Below are 17349 nucleotides of genomic sequence, written 5' to 3' on the forward strand. Positions count from 1 at the left end.
CTACCCCCACAGCTTTTGTTGAAAGGGCAACATAGAATTGTTTTCAAATTCAAATCCGTTTTCGATATCTGCGCTAAGCAATAGCGGGCCATCGAGATCAACCACTTCAGCACCTTGAGCCACGACAAAAGCCGGAGCCATGCTTAATGAAGACGAAACCATGCAACCAACCATAACCCGCAATCCTAATGACTGCGCTTGATCTTTTAGCTTTAGTGCTTCGGTTAAACCGCCGGTTTTATCGAGCTTAATATTGACCATGTCATACAAACCAACGACTTTCTGCAAGCTATTTCTGTCGTGACAAGATTCATCGGCACAAATAGGAATTGGGCGCTCTAGCGAGGCCAATACAGAGTCTTCATCGGCGTGGAATGGCTGCTCTATCATCGCCACATCCAGCTTTATCAATTCAGGAATAAGCTGTTTGTAGGCTTCTACCGTCCACGCTTCATTCGCATCAAGAATAATTTTTGCGTTGGGTGCGCCACGGCGCACCGCTTGCACACGCGCTAAATCTTCTGGACCACCCAGTTTGAGTTTGAGCAGCGGCCGGTCAGCATTTTCAATCGCCGTTTTCTCCATATTCTCAGGAGTATCTAACGACAGAGTGTAGGCTGTGGTGAGTGGCTCGGCGGCTAAACCGACCTTCGCCCATATCGATTGCTTGTCTTGCTTGCATTCAAGATCCCACATCGCGCAATCCACCGCATTTCTCGCCGCACCGGCAGGAAGAAGTGGTTGTAACTGCTCACGCGAGATACCCCTTTCAATGTCTGCAATAACTTCGGTGATTTGCTGAAATACACTTGCGATGGATTCACCATAGCGGGCATAAGGAACGCATTCCCCTCGCCCTGTCAGACCTTGGTGTTCAATCTCAACAATGATGGTTTCAGCTTGAGTTTTACTCCCCCGGGAGATAGTAAAACTGCCGCGAATTGGCCAACTTTGTGTGTAGAGTTTTACCTTCATTACAGCTCCAGAAGCTTATCGACAATACGGGCAACACCTTGGCGGAACGGGTCGACAACAGGTAAACCAATTTCTGATTCCACCTTATCCATATACGCCACTGCATCACTTTCGCTCAAACCTGAGGTATTGATGGATACACCTACGAACTTAACCGCAGGGTTAGTTAAACGAGCTGTGGCAATATTCGCTTCCATACACACTTTAAGGTCTGGTAACTGATAGTCAGGCAATCCACGCATATGTGTGCGAGTTGGTTCATGACAAAGTACCAGAGCGTCAGCTTGTGAACCATGAATTAGACCCGTTGTAACCCCCGCAAATGAAGCATGGAATAACGAGCCCTGACCTTCAATAACGTCCCAGTGTTGTGGATCGTTTTCTGGTGTAATGGTTTCAATTGCTCCAGCAATAAAGTCTGCAACGACACAGTCTGCACTGACACCAGCTCCGGTAATCAGAATACCCGTTTGACCAGTAGCGCGAAAATCAGCGTCAACACCACGCTCTTTCATCTCTTTTTCTATTGCAAGTGAGGTGTACATTTTGCCAACAGAGCAGTCTGTTCCTACTGTCAGAACACGTTTTCCTGAGCGCTTTTTACCATTGGCAACAGGATAAGTTTGTGTGGGGTAACGAACATCATAAAGTGCGCAACCGTTCTTTTTCGCACACTCAACAAGTTCGGGAATGTCTGTTAATTTGTTATGCAGACCAGCTGCGATATCCATCCCAGCTTCAAGCGCTTCTATAAGAACTGAAATCCACTCTTTAGAGATCACACCGCCACGATTAGCAACGCCGATAACGAGTGTTTGTGCGCCTGCTGCTTTCGCTTGCGCCACCGTTAAGTCTTGCAGACCAACGTCAGCATTACACGCTTCAAGACGTAGTTGTCCTACACAGTACTCAGGGCGCCAAGTCTTAATACCCTGCGCAACTTTAGCTGCCAGAGAATCTGCAGCATCACCCAAAAATAATAGATACGGTTGCTTAAGTTCCATCTTTTTTCACTCCATTTTGGTCATCTAGACCAGACACTAATTTCGACTTCTTTTACAACCTACAGTTTAAAATCCTCATCAACAATAGGGTCGACTGTTCACTTATATTCAAAATAATTTATTAAATTAAAATTTTATGCACTAAAAATTCATAATTAGCGCAAATGGTGAATTTTAATTCAATCAAAGAAGTTTTTAGAAAATATCGGAAGTGAAAGAAAATTAAGCAATATATGAAAGCATCTATGTATCTAATCGAAAGATTGTCTTACAGACCAATCAAATAGTTGTTATATCTAAAATTCAGCCAAAACACCCCATTGGTATTTAACTCCAAATATAACAATATTTTTAGATTTTCATGTTTTGTGATCCAGAGCAACAATAAACAATTTTGTATACAATTTAACCATAAATTTGAAGTGTAAGAACATTGCACTTTCTTATGGAAATCGAATAAAAAATCGATAAGCCACCTATTTCCAACCGATATAGACCGTCATTAGTTAATAACAATGAGTATTTAGGTTAAATTCTTTTGCAAAGAACAGTGATCGACAATACTTTTTTATTACAAAAACAATAATTTTATTAAACTAATAATACTTAAATATACAGAATAATATTCTTACCGATCATCTAATAGACTACTTTGCTAGAAATAAAAAACAGCCAGTGGTTTTATCCATACACAAAACTCCAAAATAGGCGTAATAACTGAAATGCATGCAGACCTTGGCATGGTCTGTTTATTATTCAATAAATGTATAAAATCTTTTGCTGCGAGCGATGGCTCGCTGTTGGAGAAACAGACATTACTCAGTATGATAGCTACTCTTTAGTAAGCCCCCATTTCTGAGCTGCAATGGAAACAAGGTAATAATTAGGACGGATTCAATGATCACAGCAGAAGCTCTTATCAATCTAAAAGCGCTTAGTGATAACTACGATTTGCTAAAAAAGAAATGTGGAAACAAGCCTGTTGTAGCGGTTATTAAAGGTGACGCTTACGGCCACAACGCAGTAAAAACAGCACAGGCGCTGGCTCAGGCGGATGTATTTGCCGTTTCTCGTATTGAGGAAGCACAAGAATTAAGAAATGCAGGCATTCAACAGCCTATTCTGCTGCTTGAAGGGTGCTTTTGTAAGAACGATTTGGAAATAGCTTCACGTGAAGGCTTTCAAACCGCTATTCATTGCCAAGAACAGCTGGACGATCTGAAAAATGCTACGTTAGCGAAACCAATGATGATATGGCTTAAGCTGGATACCGGTATGCACCGTCTGGGTGTTCAACCGTGCGAACTGAATGATTATGTTGAGCAGATTGAAGCCACAGGTAAGCTATCTGGTCCAGTTGGCTTCATGAGTCACTTTAGCTGTGCCGATGATCTTTCTTCTGCCTCTACACAAAAGCAAATCGATCTTTTTCTGTCGCAAACCTCTCACTTCCCGGGTCCTAAAACCTTGGCAAACTCAGCAGGTATTCTGTATTGGTCTGATTCTCATCTCGATTACATGCGTGCAGGCATTGCTCTGTATGGCATCAGCCCGAATGAAGATGAGACAGGTAAAGCACATGGTCTGCATTGCGGTATGACTTTAACCTCAAAACTTATCGCGGTTCGCAAACACAAAGCCAACCAGCCTGTTGGTTATGGTGAGACTTGGACGTCACATCGTGATACCTACATTGGCGTGGTTGCTATGGGTTATGGTGATGGATACCCGCGAACAGCGCCAGAAGGTACACCTGTTTATATTAATGGTCGCATCGTTCCAATTTCAGGCCGAGTATCTATGGATATGATTACCGTTGATTTAGGTCCTGACTCACAAGATAAAGTGGGTGACTGTGTCGAATTCTGGGGTGAGAATTTACCGATTGAGCAGGTATCAAAGCACATTGGAACGATTCCGTATGAACTCGTCATCAAACTGACTAAACGAGTGCATAAAACCTACATCGAAAAGTAGTGTATTGAGTTAAAAGAGCGTGATTATGATTACGCTCTTTTTATTTGCACCAATCGTTTAAATTCAAAATTAAATTCAGTGCTTTAAGATGTTTGTCATACCTGAGTTTTTGTCATAGAAGTTTCATTTTTCTCTGATTTAATATGCTAGAAAATTGAATAGCCTCCCTAGAGAACAAAAACATGGCCTTGCCCATCAGTGATATTACTTTAAGTGAAAACACCCTCTCCGATTTAAAATCTGTTGAATATCATTGGATTCGGACTATGTATGTAGAAGGCTATCAACCTTCTGAAATCAATCACTATATTCGTACTTGCTTTGGCGGTGATGACACATTCGCTGATCTATTCCGCAAAGTCGCTCTGCAACAAGAAAGCCTGTATGTGCTGTTACAGTACATTGGTTGCGCACCATCCAGTAAAGAATTCTAGCCGTTCCAACCTAAGTGTCACATCTTTTTAGCCACACGGGCTCGTGTGGCCGATAATTTGCCATTCCATTAGACTTAACGCGTCATTAAGGCTCTAAAAATTTCAGTGGAACGGTTGTAGCAGATAAAACAAAAAAGGGAGAGCCTCTACAGACTCTCCCTTTTATTTATCAATATGAAATGGTTACTTAGGCTGCTTACTCAATACCGCGTCAATGTCTGCTGCGCTGTGGCGCTCTGCGACTTGTTCCCACTCTTCACCAAAAGTGCGGTTTACAATTCGGCCACGTTGAACCGCAGGACGTTCTAACATCATTTTAGCCCAACGCTGAACGTGCTTATAAGACTCAACATCTAAAAACTCGCCAGCATTGTATGCTTTGCCTAGTGCTAGGTTGCCGTACCAAGGCCAGATCGCGATGTCAGCAATACTAATTTCTTCGCCAGCAATAAAGGTATGTTTTGCCAGTTGCTTATCGAGCACATCAAGCTGACGTTTCGCTTCCATTGCAAAGCGGTTAATCGGGTATTCAAATTTCTCTGGCGCATACGCGTAGAAGTGACCAAAACCACCACCAAGATAAGGTGCTGAGCCTTGAAGCCAGAACAACCAGTTCATTACTTCTGCACGTGCCGCTCCTTCTTTAGGTAGGAAATGGCCGAACTTCTCAGCAAGATAGAACAGAATATTACCGGATTCGAACACGTTGACAGGTTCATCACCGGAACGATCAACCATTGCAGGAATTTTTGAGTTCGGGTTTACCGCAACAAAGCCAGAACTGAACTGGTCACTTTCACCAATTCGAATCAAAAATGCATCGTACTCAGCTTCTTTCACACCCAGAGCAAGTAGCTCCTCAAGCATGATGGTCACCTTCTGGCCATTTGGCGTACCCATTGAGTAAAGCTGAATTGGGTGAGAGCCCACTGGAAGTTCTCTTTCAAAACGAGCACCTGAATCCGGTCGGTTGATACTCGCCCATTGACCACCATTTTCGCTGTCCATTGTCCAGACTCTTGGTGGGATATATTCACTTGCCATGGTTGATCCTTCTCTTGGTTTACGTATTCGATTTACGACTTCTTAAGATATAGGGGCAAATTATTGCAGATAAAGTCTTTTATGAATTTTTAGTTATAACAATAAATTATTGCAAGGGAGAAGAAATTATATAGGCAGGGAGAAACAATCAAAGCGGAGGTTTGACTTCCCGCAGCAACAGGCGTTGCTACGGGAATCTGGGCAATTAGAACGCAGGTTCAATAGTGCCATTGAAGGTTTGTTGCATGAAGTCTCGAATCGCTTGTGACTGGTAGATTTCTACGAATTTTTTGTACGCTTCGTTATCTTTGTCTTTCTCACGGCTTGCAATCACCATCACCGCTAGAGGTGCTTGCTTCGATTCTAGGTAGATACCCTGTTTCTTAGGATCAAGACCCGCAGACATTACGTAGTTCATCGTGATAGCCGCAGCATCAACATCGTCCAAAGTACGTGGTAATTGCGCCGCATCCACTTCCAAGAACTCGAAGTTCTTCGGGTTTTCTACGATATCGTTTAGCGTCGCTTTAAAGCCAGCATCCGCCTTCAAGGTAATCAAACCAGCGTCAGCAAACAGCAGTAAGCCACGACCACCGTTGGTTGGATCATTTGGAATGGCAATACGCGCATTCTCTGGCAACTCTTCTAATGATTTGTATTTATTCGAATAAATCCCCATACGCATCAGGATAGATTCACCAATAGAGACAAGGTGAGAACCTTGACTATTGTTGTAGTTGTTTAGGAAAGGAAGATGCTGATAGCTGTTCAAATCAATGCTGCCATCTTCCAACGCCGCGTTTGGCGTAATGTAGTCAGAAAACTCGACTACTTTTACCTTTAAACCCTGCTTAGCTGCCTCTTTTGCAACCGCTTCCACTACCTGCGCGTGAGGGCCAACTGTTGCGCCAACAGAGATTTCATCACTCTCTTTCTGACCACAAGCTGCTAAGCCGAAAACCAACGATGCCACTAAGCCCAACTGAGAGAGTTTTTTATATCCGTTCATTTTATTTATTCCTTACCTAAACATAGAGACGTATAGCCGTCTAAACAGCTATATTATCGATGGCGAAGTAATATGCAATTAAAAATTAGCTATAAGATAGTTCCCACTGTCCTTTTCTTAAGCGCAACAAATAGCGATTGAACTCACATTTCGTTTTCACTAAATTAGCCAAAGTAGCAGAAAGTCAGAAAAAGGAATTTATGAAAACGTTACTGATAATTAATGTTGGTCAGGCTCCTGAACAACAACTCAAGAAATACGGTGATTTTGAACACTGGGCACAAAGAGCCATCAGTGAGGTCAATATCCCTGTGACTTTCCTAGATGGTACTCGCAACGATTTACCTGCTTATGATTCTTTGGCAGGTGTCATCATCATGGGTTCACTTTCTATGGTGACGGAAAAGACAGACTGGATGCTGAAATTATCAGACGACATCGTTGCCCTCACTGAAAAGAGAATTCCTCTTCTTGGCATTTGCTTTGGTCACCAATTAATCGCCCAAGCTCTTGGTGGTGCTGTGGGTTATAACCCGAAAGGTCTGGAAATTGGAACGGTAGAGTTGGAGCGTTTACCGAGCGCGAGTAATGACCCTTTGTTTGAGTCACTCCCAGCAAGCTTTGCAGCTCAAACAGTACATTTCCAATCGGTGCAGCAGCTTCCACCGAACGCTGTTTGTCTAGCCAGAAGCGATTTGGATGAACACCATGCCTTCCGGGCTGGCAGTTGCACTTGGGGTGTTCAATTCCATCCGGAGTTTACCAGCGACATCATGCGAGATTCTGTTGAAGGTTTGAAAGAAGCGATTGCCGATAGCTACACAAGCAAGCTCGAACAGGTCGCTGAAACAGAACAGGCGAAACAAATTCTGGTTAGATTCGCCAGTATGTGTAAATCACGTATTGATCACCCTTAGACTTTAAAAACATGAGCTAAAATATCAACAGTTGAGCCACTTTTGTTATGAATGTGAGTGGTTCAGCCTATGATTAGGCCTATTGGAAAGGGTTGGAACTACGTGAAAGTAGAACATATGGATAGACAGTGTTATGAATGCGAAGAATACGCTGCGGTAATTTCAGCTCTGCCTGATTTGGTTTTTGTTCTCACTGAATCTGGTCGCTATGCGGCGATATTTGGTGGTGAAAACTCCGATCTTTACCATGACGGATCATCTTTAAAGGGACTCACCCTCGACAATGTTCTTCCAGCAGAAAAGGCCACTTGGTTTAAAGATCGAATTAAAGAAACGCTCGATTGCGATTGCATTAAAGTTTTTGAATATTCCTTGTCTGCAGATGATGTAGATACGGTCGATGAAGCAACGGGCCCGATTGGGGAACTGCGTTTTGAAGGACGTGTCAGCCCTCTAAAATCATTACGCTATGGCGAAAGAGCGGTGGTGTGGGTTGCTCGCAATATTACCGCTCGATACCATATTCAGCAGCAATTGATCTATCAATCTGAAGTGGATGATTTATCCAAAACACTCAATCGAAGAAAACTGTTTGAAACGCTTAACGACGCGTTTTACGCCTTCAAGCGTTACCATGAAAACTACTGCTTCCTAGTCGTCGATATCGATAATTTCAAACGGATTAATGACTCCTACGGGCACAGCCTAGGCGATGAAGCGATCCGTAAAGTCGCAGAGATATGTAAACTCAAAGTGCGTAAAACTGACGCCATTGGTCGGCTCGGTGGCGATGAGTTTGGCATTATTCTCAAGCATACTGACGAGATTTCTCCCGTCGCGTTTGCAGAGCGGTTGGTAGATGCGGTATCCAACACACTCCTACACGAAGAGCTTTCCGATACGCGAATCTCCATTAGTATCGGTTTAAGTTATTTCGCTGAAAGTGATGCGGGGATGGAAGACATATACCATCGCGCTGACCTCGCACTTTACGACGCAAAACGCCGAGGTAAAAACCGAGTATCGACCAAAATCAATTAATTGGCGTCATCCAACTTCTGCATTTCCACCAAATACAACAAAGGCACGTCAGAGAACTGGCGTGCCTTTTATCGATTACGGTTTGTATCTTACAGGTGGTCAATTACCGCAGGAATAGCGGCCAGTACATCTTGACCAAAGGCCACACTGCGCTCAGGAGACCAGCCATAAAGCTCATCAGGATGGCAGTTATGATCTTTGAACGGCATCTCTAAGGTGTAAGACAAACACTTAAACTCTTCAGCAACCCAGTTCGAACCAACGGTCAGATTTGCTTTACCCGGTTCATCTTTATCGTAACCAAATTCATCCTGAAACTCTGGTGTGATAAAGGTTAACGCTTGCTTAAACAGAGCTTCAAGGTTAGCCATTTTCTCGTTGTAACTTGGAACACCTTCTGCACCAGCCACGAAGTTATAAGGAATGGCTTCATCACCGTGAATATCGAGGAACAGATCAACACCCGTTTCTATCATTCGCTGACGAACGTAGTAAACCTCAGGGCTTTTCTCTAATGACGGTGATTGCCATTCACGGTTAAGGTTAATACCAATCGCATTAGTTCTGAGGTGACCACGAACGCTACCATCTGGGTTCATGTTTGGCACAATGTAGAACACCGCTTTTTCAAGCAGAGCATTCGCTACTGTGTCAGTGTTATCGAGTAGACGTTGCAGCAAACCTTCCACAAACCATTCAGCCATGGTTTCACCCGGATGCTGACGTGCAGTAATCCAGATATTTTTCTTCTCAGAACTTGGTTCACCAATCGTTAGCAGGCTGATGTCACGGTTATCCAGAGTTTGACCTAGCGTTTGAAGTTTAGTTTGCGGGTGCATTTGAGCTTGATGCAACAAGTCCAAATGACGCTCATAGCTGTACGGCGCAAAATAGGCGAAATAGATCGAATCGTACTCTGGCAGAATCGAAAAACTCAGGTTGTCGCCGTCGTAAGAAGCAGGCACACGGAACCACTCTTCACGATCATAAGAAGCCACCACATCATAACCGTCCCAGCCTTCTGGATAAGCCGATTTTGCAAGGTTCATTATGCGGAACTTATGCTCTGTGTTTGCTTCACTTTCTACTCGAAAGAAAAACCATTGAGCAATTTCAGTCTCGTTATCACGTTTAATCGACAATTGAATATCTTCACGATTTTCAGCGTTGATAACTTCAATGTTGCCTGCGTCAAAATTACTAAATATTTTCATAAAGTCACTATATTGCTCTGTGTCTTGGCTGTTCGGTGTTTTGTCTAATTTATCAATATAAACCATGAGTTAAAAGAATGTTCTAAAGATTACAACTTTGTATCTGGTTGATTGTTGCTAAATCGCGCAAATACATGGCATATCCAGTCAATAAACTCACGTATTCTTCTTGGCTGCTGGTGTCGGGATTCGTAGAGCACCGACATTGGCATCGGCATACAGACATAATCACTCAGTACCTCAATCAACTCTCCTCTGGAGATTTGCTCCTGAACTCCCCATTTAGGTAATTGGATAATACCCAAACCATTAAGACACGCAGAAAGATAGGCATCTGTTGTACTGACCGAGATAAGGCTCTTGGTTGACACAAAATGTGTTTTGTTATTTTTGACGTACTCAAAACCACTCTGTAGTGCACCCTGCTCAGGCGCGTAATCCACGACAAAATGCTGATCAAGCTGATTCAATTGAGTTGGCAACCCATATCTCTCAACATAACTAGGACTAACACAGTTAATCATTTCAATGTCGCCCAAATGCCGCGCAATCAAATTGCTGTCTTCCAATACTCCACCACGAATCACACAGTCGATACGCTCTTTGATTAGATCAATTCGATAGTCTGCACCGACTAATCTCAGCTGAGTTTTCGGGTGAAGTTCGAACCATTGATGAAGATTGGGAGCAACGACAGTAGAAAAGAAACGGCTTGGCATATCCACTTTTATCACACCGCTCAGTTCATTACTTTCACGTTGAAACTGATTCTCTAACCCTTCTAGCTCGTCAATCAGTCTCTGACTTTGAGACAAATAGCGTTCGCCAGCCTCTGTTAAAGAAACTTGCCTCGTACTTCGTCTCAATAACCTCGTCTGTAGATGCTCTTCCAAACGGCTCACCGACATGGAAATCGCTGACTTCGGCACGCCAAGTTGATTGGAAGCCTGAGTAAAGCTGCCATTTTGAGCAACAGCAATAAAACGCTTCATCGTTTCAATTTTATCCATCAGCCTTGTTTACCTACTGGTTATTGTTCATTTGATACGAACAGTGTTGTCTGATTGCCACTATTTTTCAATCCAATACGTTGGCGTAACGTATAAACGAACCCAACAACTGAGCCCAAAAGGTAAAAACATGAACAAAATTGCACTGATAACTGGTGGTAGCCGTGGTTTAGGCAAAAGCGCTGCGCTTAAATTGGCAGAGAACGAGGTCGATATCATTTTCACCTATCACAGTAACCAACAAGCAGCGCTGGATGTCGTTGCCGAAATCCAACACTTGGGACAAAAAGCAGTAGCTTTACAATGCGATATACGTGATACCGCATCGTTCTCTGCACTTGAACGTTCCCTTTCGAAGATCCTACAAGAGCAGTTTGCGCGTTCTGATATCGACTTTTTGCTAAACAATGCGGGTACCGGTTTGCATTCCACCATCGAAGAAACGAGTATTGAAGATCTCGAAGAGATGTTTAACACCCATGTGAAAGGACCGTTTGTTTTCACTCAAAAGATGCTCCCGCTAATCAAATCTGGCGGCCATATCGTGAATGTATCTTCTGGTTTAACGCGATTTTCTTTCCCCGGTTCTGCGGCCTATGCCATGGCTAAAGGTGCTGTGGAAGTAATGACTCGCTATATGGCGAAAGAGTTTGCGACAAAAAACATTCGAGTGAACACCCTTGCTCCTGGGGCTATCGCAACCGATTTTAGAGGCGGTGCGATTCGTGACAATCAACAGGCACAAGCGATGGTGTCATCGGTTACCGCTCTCGGACGTGTCGGTGAAGCTGACGATATTGGAAAGATCATTTCATCAATGTTTAGCGAAGGTTTTGACTGGGTAACAGGGCAACGAATTGAGGCTTCAGGCGGTATGATTCTTTAATTTCTGATACGAAGGGCATAGTTTGACTGTGCCCTTTTCTCTTTTGAGAAAACAGATTCCAACTCATTCGGGTGCGATTTAAAAGTAAGCGTGGCGTAACAGATCCAAACGGTGTAAACATAACGACATAAAACTCTCATGCAACTGACACACAGCCCAACTAGCGTGATCGGCTAAGTCTTAAATAACTGGGAATAAGGCATGGAAGTCAAATATTTAAAAACCACATTACTTGCGGCAACCATTGCAGCCGCTTCATCTTTTGCGCATGCAGAATCATTTCAACGTATTGCTACATTTGCGGTAGCGGACAACATTCCGGCAGGTAAAGCGAAATCATCGGTGACTTCATCAGAGATCATAACCGCATCGGAAGATGGCAATACCTTGATCTATTCTGACAGCCCGCTGGGCGGTATTGGTTTCATCGACATTAAAAACCCAAATCAACCTTTAGCTGCGGGGTTCCTTGATTTACAAGGTGAACCGACATCAGTAGCAGCAATCGGCAAAATGGTGGTTGCGGGTGTTAACACTTCTAAAAGTTACACCGAACCTTCAGGTTATCTGGCCGCTGTTTCTATCTCGAGCCATAAGCTGATTCAAAAATGTGATTTGGGCGGACAGCCTGATTCTGTGGCGGTATCAAAAGATGGGCGTTTTGTTGCTGTTGCGATAGAGAATGAGCGTGACGAAGAACTTAACGATGGCGAATTGCCACAAATGCCTGCGGGTTATCTTTCGATTGTTCCGATCACAAACAACAAACTTGATTGCGCGAGCATCAAGAAAGTGGATTTAACGGGCATCACCGAGATTGCACCAACCGATCCTGAGCCGGAATTTGTCGCTTTCAACGATAACAATGAAATAGCGCTGACACTTCAGGAAAACAACCACATCTCCATCATTGATGCGGAATCTGGAAAGGTCATCCATCATTTCTCGGCAGGCACCGTTGATCTCAAAAATATTGATATCAAGAAAGATGGCGCGCTGACTTTCAACCAATCGCTAACAAACGTGCGCAGAGAACCCGATTCAGTAAAATGGCTCGACAATGACCGTTTCGTCATAGCGAACGAAGGCGATTACAAAGGCGGTGCTCGCGGCTTTACCATTTTCAACAAACAAGGCGAAGTTCTGTTTGAAAGCGGAGCGAGTTTTGAATACGAAGTGGTCAAAGCGGGTCATTACCCAGAAAAACGTTCAGGTAAGAAAGGCGCTGAGCCAGAAGGAATTGAAGTTGCAAAATTCGGCAACGATACGTACATATTTGTTATGTCTGAACGTGGCTCAATTATGGGTGTCTATCGTGATACTGGAGCCGAGCCAGAACTTGTTCAAATGCTGCCTTCTGGCATCGCACCTGAATCAGCGATTGCGATTCCAAAACGAGGTCTGATTGCGACGGCAAACGAAGAAGACATGGTGAAAGACAAAGGTGCCCGCTCTCATGTGATGATTTATCAATGGACGAATGCAGCACCGACCTACCCTATGATTCAATCCACAATGGACAACAATAATCGTCCTATTGGCTGGGGAGCATTATCAGGGCTGGCGGCAGATCTAAACCAAGCAGGCACACTTTATGCCATCAGTGACAGTTTTTACTCTGCTCAACCCGCTATATTTACTGTTGATGCCACACAGTCTCCTGCGCTGATTAAAGACAAAATCATCATCACTCATGGCGGCAGAGCCGCGGAAAAACTCGACTTAGAGGGTATTGCCGTTGACCCACAAGGCGGATTCTGGCTCGCTTCTGAGGGCAACGCTGAAAAATCCGTTCCGCATCAACTGCTACATGTAACCAAAAGCGGCGCAATTGAACAAACCGTTCCTTTCCCTGCTGAATTACTTCAACATCAAGAACGATTTGGTGCTGAGGGTATCGCTATTCAGGGTGATTCTTTATGGGTCGCAATTCAACGTCCTTGGAAAGATGATGAGAAAAACACCGTCAAACTGCTTTCCTACAACACCAAAACCAAGCAATGGGGCGCGGTCAGATATCCATTAGAAAGCGCGCAAAAAGGTTGGATTGGTCTGTCTGAAATCACTATCTACGGAGACAACGCATACATTGTTGAGCGTGATAATCAGCTGGATAGCGATGCGAAAGTAAAACGTCTTTATAAGGTTGCACTTTCGGAATTAAAACCTGCGCCATTAGGCTCTCAGTTGCCAACAGTAAGTAAAACCTTGGTTCACGATTTCCTGCCTGAACTAAAAGCAGCGAAAGGCTATGTGGTCGATAAAATCGAAGGTTTCACTATCGATGCATCCGGTCAGGGTTATGCAGTCACCGACAATGACGGTGTAGACGACAGCAGTGGTGAAACGCTGTTCTTCAAAGTAGACAAGTTCTAAGTTCACTTCAGAGTCAGAATACTACTCTCCAAGCGAGCCCTAAGCGGCTCGCTTTTTAATTCGTTCACTCCCAAAGCAACACTTTAGTATTAAGACCAACCTCACACTTATTAACTATACTATCAGTAACATTTAAAAGACGTTTAAGGTGAGCGGTCATGAATATCATGCGCAACGTTTTGCTTTTAATGCTAACAACCTTCTTTATATCAACGAGCTATGCTCAAAATGCCGACGTTTTAAACAAATATATTGTTGTACTCAAGCCAAGTACGATTCCTTCTGCAGTGGCTAGTGACATTGCACAGCAAGCAAATGGTCGTGTTGGCTATATTTATGAAAATGCCATACGAGGTTTTTCTATTTCAATTCCAGAGAAAGCGTTAAGAGGAATCCTAAACAACCCCAATGTGCTGTATGTGGAACAAGACCTGCCGATAACAGCATTTTTGCAAACATTCCCTACTGGTGTTGAGAGAATTTTCGCAAACGACGTAACTCTGAGCATCAACAATACCGATGATCAACATGTAGATGCAGATGTTGCGGTGCTTGATACGGGTATTGATATTGACCACCTAGACCTCAACGTGGTTGGCGGTGCGAACTGTCTAAGTTACTCAGGGAAATCTCCATGGAATCGAACTTACTATTGCGATGAAACCAAAGGCTACGATGACGACCACTACCACGGTACACACGTCGCAGGAACCATTGGTGCCTTAGATAATGATTTTGGAGTTGTCGGTGTCGCGCCAGGAGTACGTTTGTGGGCGGTTAAAGTTTTGGATTCAGCGGGTTCAGGTTCGCTTGCTGGAATCATTGCCGGTATCGACTGGGTGGTAAAACAGGGCAATATCGACGTTATTAATATGAGTTTAGGCGGCAGTGGACAAAGCAACGCAATGGATAGCGCCATTAAAGCAGCCTTTGAAGCAGGTGTATTTGTTGTCGTAGCGGCCGGGAACTCAAATGCCGATAGCGCCGGCTTTACCCCAGCAAACGCACCGTTTGCATTTACAGTTTCCGCTCTCGCTGATTTTGATGGACTAGAAGGCGGCTATGGCTCTGCTACATGTCGATCAGACGAAGATGATACTTTAGCCAATTTTAGTAATTGGGGAACACCTGTAGACATCGCCGCCCCTGGTGTATGTATTACCTCAACTTACCCAATTGAAAAAGGAAGCTACGGTACGATTAGCGGAACATCAATGGCATCCCCCCATGTAGCCGGAGCAGCAGCGCTATTAGCCAGCAAGGAAAATGAACCAACTCAAATCGAAAATATCCTTATCACAAAGGGAAATAGTAACTGGGTAGATACCAGCCCCGACGGTGTCAAAGAGCCACTACTCGATATTCAAAGTGCCGCTTTTGTACCGACATTAATTGATGTGAATAGTAGTAATGAGAATGCTCCACCAGCGGCTCAATTCAATGCAAACTGTATCGATCTTACCTGTACCTTTGATGCTTCTGCCTCAACGGATAGTGACGGTACGATTGTCTCTTACGAGTGGAATTTTGGCGATTCTTCATTTGGGTCTGGTGATATTGTCGTTCATGTTTACGGTGCTTACGCTTCCTATAACGTGACTCTCACCGTTACTGACGATAAGGGCGCCGTGGATGTGTATGAGAATACTGTCAATGTCAGCGAATCTCCTGCAATCGTGACAGAAAGTATTAGTATGGGCAAAACTTGGATTGCTAGAGTCTCATATAGCTCCGGTGCAAATATTTCAGGAACATGGTCTGAATCTGGTGGCTCATGTACACAAACACAATGTGAAATTGAACTCGCTAAGAAGAAAGCCAGCGTGGTATTTACCAGTGATCAAAATGAGTCAGTGATTATCTACAAGCCTTAATATTCTTGATGGATAATTAAGGTGAATGACAAGAGAAAGCCCCTGAAATCAGGGGCTTTCTTATTTGTTATGAGAAGAATGGCAATTCAGATGAATTATGCGAGTGCTTCTTGCTCTTTAATTTCAGGGACAAAACTTGCTGATTGCTCTTTCTCTTGTTGTTTTACCAACTCTTGTTTTATTTCACCCAACTTTTTGTTGTCGAGCTTATAGAACAACATAAACACCGCTAGCGACGCAAAGAACACACCCGGTAACACGGTAAACAGAAGATTGATGGCATTAACCGCTTCATCAGTTTGCACTTCTGCACCACCTTGATAGCCAGCCCACGCAAGAATCCAGCCCACGCCTGCTCCACCAATAGCAATACCAAGTTTGATAGCGAATAGGTTGGTTGAAAACACCATTCCACTCAGAGAACGATTGCTGCGCGTTTTCTCGTAATCAACAACGTCAGACATCATACTCCACAGAATTGGCGTAGTTGCCATCTGTACTATGCCGAGCAAAATCACTAATGAGAAAACCGCTACGATGTTTGATGGTTCAACCAAGTAAATCATCGCAGAAAGAATACCAGATATCACAATAAGAATTTTGTAGACCGTTGGCTTGTCGTACTTACCTAACAGCGGAGCAGATAAGATAGCGCCAACGATATTTGCCAGCATGCCACAAACCATGAAAGTGGTTGCCAAGTCAGCTCTGCCCATCACAATTTTTACGTAATACATGGTTGATGCGCCTTTAAGCACAACGCCCGTCAGCAGCACAACGTTAACAACGAACAACACTCTCCATTGGCTATTCTTCGCCAGCAATTTTAGATCTTTAAATACGGACTGTTTTTCTTCTTGAGGCACATAGCGCTCTTTGGTGTTTGAGAAACTAAAGAAGAACAACGCAATTGCGCCAACACCCATAATTGCCATGGCACCAAGGTAGCCTTTTTGCTCATCCCCTTGACCAATAATTTCTACCAATGGCAAAGCAACCATAGCTACAACAAGGCCACCAGCCGTACTTAAAGCAAAACGGTAAGACTGCAATGACGTACGCTCTGCAGAGTCATTCGTCATAGCATTTGCCATTGCACAGTAAGGAACGTTGATAGCGGTATACATTAACGTCAGGAAGATGTAGGACGCATACGCATATACGATTTTACCCACTTCACCAACATTTGGCGTGAAGAAAGCGAACATACAAGCAGCACCAAAAGGCACAGCCATCCATAACAGATAGGGTCTGTAACGCCCATGTTTTGACTGAGTTCTATCAACAATAGAACCCATAACAGGATCAGTGACGGCATCAATAAAACGAACGATCAAAAACATGGTTCCCATATGTGCTGGGGATAAACCATAGATGTCGGTATAGAAGTAAGCTAAAAAAAGCATGACAGTTTGCCATACAAAGTTACACCCCGTGTCGCCTAATCCGTAGGCGACCTTTTCCTTTATTGATAATTTATCGGTATTGGCCATATTCATTTTTATATTTACTCCAGGATACATTTTCACCGATAAATATTTTGTTTATCCACAAAAATATAATCAATTTGCACAAATTAGTAATGCTT

At 43.6% G+C, this 17349-nt stretch carries 14 protein-coding genes; 7 read left to right on the forward strand and 7 right to left on the reverse strand.

Annotated features, from left to right (window positions below):
- Complete coding sequence (dgcA, locus tag L3V23_RS06680; RefSeq protein WP_102965737.1) at nt 1–975, reverse strand: N-acetyl-D-Glu racemase DgcA; 975 nt, start codon at nt 973–975, stop codon at nt 1–3.
- Entirely contained in the window at nt 975–1979 is a 1005-nt protein-coding gene (gene dgcN, locus L3V23_RS06685) for an N-acetyltransferase DgcN (protein ID WP_102965736.1), read from the reverse strand. The genes dgcA and dgcN overlap by 1 nt, the downstream gene beginning before the upstream one ends.
- Before the next feature lie 897 nt (nt 1980–2876).
- Between dgcN and alr the strand changes: the two genes are divergently transcribed.
- Together alr and L3V23_RS06695 are read left to right on the forward strand one after the other, a co-directional pair.
- Nucleotides 2877–3956: an alanine racemase gene (gene alr, locus L3V23_RS06690; RefSeq protein ID WP_237292099.1), complete on the forward strand. Its 1080-nt coding sequence runs from the start codon at nt 2877–2879 to the stop codon at nt 3954–3956.
- Nucleotides 3957–4144: 188 nt separating this feature from the next.
- Nucleotides 4145–4390, forward strand: a complete 246-nt coding sequence (locus tag L3V23_RS06695; protein ID WP_167828590.1) for a hypothetical protein — start codon at nt 4145–4147, stop codon at nt 4388–4390.
- 183 nt (nt 4391–4573) lie between these two features.
- Here L3V23_RS06695 and yghU read toward each other — a convergent pair whose 3' ends face one another.
- Together yghU and L3V23_RS06705 are read right to left on the reverse strand one after the other, a co-directional pair.
- The gene (gene yghU / locus L3V23_RS06700; protein ID WP_102939636.1) at nt 4574–5434 is read right to left on the reverse strand and encodes a glutathione-dependent disulfide-bond oxidoreductase; all 861 of its coding nucleotides are present in this window, start codon (nt 5432–5434) and stop codon (nt 4574–4576) included.
- 205 nt (nt 5435–5639) lie between these two features.
- Complete coding sequence (locus L3V23_RS06705) at nt 5640–6443, reverse strand: MetQ/NlpA family ABC transporter substrate-binding protein (RefSeq protein WP_102939637.1); 804 nt, start codon at nt 6441–6443, stop codon at nt 5640–5642.
- A 200-nt stretch (nt 6444–6643) separates the two neighbouring features.
- Between L3V23_RS06705 and L3V23_RS06710 the strand changes: the two genes are divergently transcribed.
- Nucleotides 6644–7360, forward strand: coding sequence for a glutamine amidotransferase (locus L3V23_RS06710; RefSeq protein WP_237292100.1), 717 nt, complete (start codon nt 6644–6646; stop codon nt 7358–7360).
- A 69-nt stretch (nt 7361–7429) separates the two neighbouring features.
- A complete protein-coding gene (locus L3V23_RS06715) occupies nt 7430–8401 on the forward strand; it encodes a GGDEF domain-containing protein (protein ID WP_237292101.1) in 972 nt (323 codons plus the stop codon).
- 89 nt (nt 8402–8490) lie between these two features.
- Here L3V23_RS06715 and L3V23_RS06720 read toward each other — a convergent pair whose 3' ends face one another.
- Together L3V23_RS06720 and L3V23_RS06725 are read right to left on the reverse strand one after the other, a co-directional pair.
- Nucleotides 8491–9615 carry a M14-type cytosolic carboxypeptidase gene (locus L3V23_RS06720; RefSeq protein WP_237292102.1) on the reverse strand — a complete coding sequence of 375 codons (1125 nt, stop codon included), beginning with the start codon at nt 9613–9615 and terminating at the stop codon, nt 8491–8493.
- A gap of 89 nt (nt 9616–9704) precedes the next feature.
- Nucleotides 9705–10625, reverse strand: a complete 921-nt coding sequence (locus L3V23_RS06725) for a LysR family transcriptional regulator (protein ID WP_237292103.1) — start codon at nt 10623–10625, stop codon at nt 9705–9707.
- A 130-nt stretch (nt 10626–10755) separates the two neighbouring features.
- On the opposite strand from L3V23_RS06725, the gene L3V23_RS06730 reads away from it, so the two are divergent.
- From L3V23_RS06730 to L3V23_RS06740, 3 genes are all read left to right on the forward strand, one after another.
- Nucleotides 10756–11511: an SDR family oxidoreductase gene (locus L3V23_RS06730; RefSeq protein ID WP_237292104.1), complete on the forward strand. Its 756-nt coding sequence runs from the start codon at nt 10756–10758 to the stop codon at nt 11509–11511.
- 201 nt (nt 11512–11712) lie between these two features.
- Complete coding sequence (locus L3V23_RS06735) at nt 11713–13887, forward strand: esterase-like activity of phytase family protein (protein ID WP_237292105.1); 2175 nt, start codon at nt 11713–11715, stop codon at nt 13885–13887.
- A 158-nt stretch (nt 13888–14045) separates the two neighbouring features.
- The gene (locus L3V23_RS06740) at nt 14046–15761 is read left to right on the forward strand and encodes a S8 family serine peptidase (protein ID WP_237292106.1); all 1716 of its coding nucleotides are present in this window, start codon (nt 14046–14048) and stop codon (nt 15759–15761) included.
- 95 nt (nt 15762–15856) lie between these two features.
- Here L3V23_RS06740 and L3V23_RS06745 read toward each other — a convergent pair whose 3' ends face one another.
- Complete coding sequence (locus L3V23_RS06745; RefSeq protein ID WP_042481503.1) at nt 15857–17260, reverse strand: glycoside-pentoside-hexuronide (GPH):cation symporter; 1404 nt, start codon at nt 17258–17260, stop codon at nt 15857–15859.
- Between the last annotated feature and the right edge of the window lie 89 nt (nt 17261–17349).

The organism is Vibrio sp. A1-b2 (assembly GCF_021726015.1).
Classification (GTDB): Bacteria; Pseudomonadota; Gammaproteobacteria; order Enterobacterales; family Vibrionaceae; genus Vibrio; species Vibrio diazotrophicus.

Coding starts and splice junctions, on each gene's coding strand:
- dgcA (WP_102965737.1), bottom strand. CDS start 975: ATGAAGGTAAAACTCTACACACAAAGTTGGCCAATTCGCGGCAGTTTT.
- dgcN (WP_102965736.1), bottom strand. CDS start 1,979: ATGGAACTTAAGCAACCGTATCTATTATTTTTGGGTGATGCTGCAGAT.
- alr (WP_237292099.1), top strand. CDS start 2,877: ATGATCACAGCAGAAGCTCTTATCAATCTAAAAGCGCTTAGTGATAAC.
- yghU (WP_102939636.1), bottom strand. CDS start 5,434: ATGGCAAGTGAATATATCCCACCAAGAGTCTGGACAATGGACAGCGAA.
- L3V23_RS06705 (WP_102939637.1), bottom strand. CDS start 6,443: ATGAACGGATATAAAAAACTCTCTCAGTTGGGCTTAGTGGCATCGTTG.
- L3V23_RS06710 (WP_237292100.1), top strand. CDS start 6,644: ATGAAAACGTTACTGATAATTAATGTTGGTCAGGCTCCTGAACAACAA.
- L3V23_RS06715 (WP_237292101.1), top strand. CDS start 7,430: ATGATTAGGCCTATTGGAAAGGGTTGGAACTACGTGAAAGTAGAACAT.
- L3V23_RS06720 (WP_237292102.1), bottom strand. CDS start 9,615: ATGAAAATATTTAGTAATTTTGACGCAGGCAACATTGAAGTTATCAAC.
- L3V23_RS06725 (WP_237292103.1), bottom strand. CDS start 10,625: ATGGATAAAATTGAAACGATGAAGCGTTTTATTGCTGTTGCTCAAAAT.
- L3V23_RS06730 (WP_237292104.1), top strand. CDS start 10,756: ATGAACAAAATTGCACTGATAACTGGTGGTAGCCGTGGTTTAGGCAAA.
- L3V23_RS06735 (WP_237292105.1), top strand. CDS start 11,713: ATGGAAGTCAAATATTTAAAAACCACATTACTTGCGGCAACCATTGCA.
- L3V23_RS06740 (WP_237292106.1), top strand. CDS start 14,046: ATGAATATCATGCGCAACGTTTTGCTTTTAATGCTAACAACCTTCTTT.
- L3V23_RS06745 (WP_042481503.1), bottom strand. CDS start 17,260: ATGAATATGGCCAATACCGATAAATTATCAATAAAGGAAAAGGTCGCC.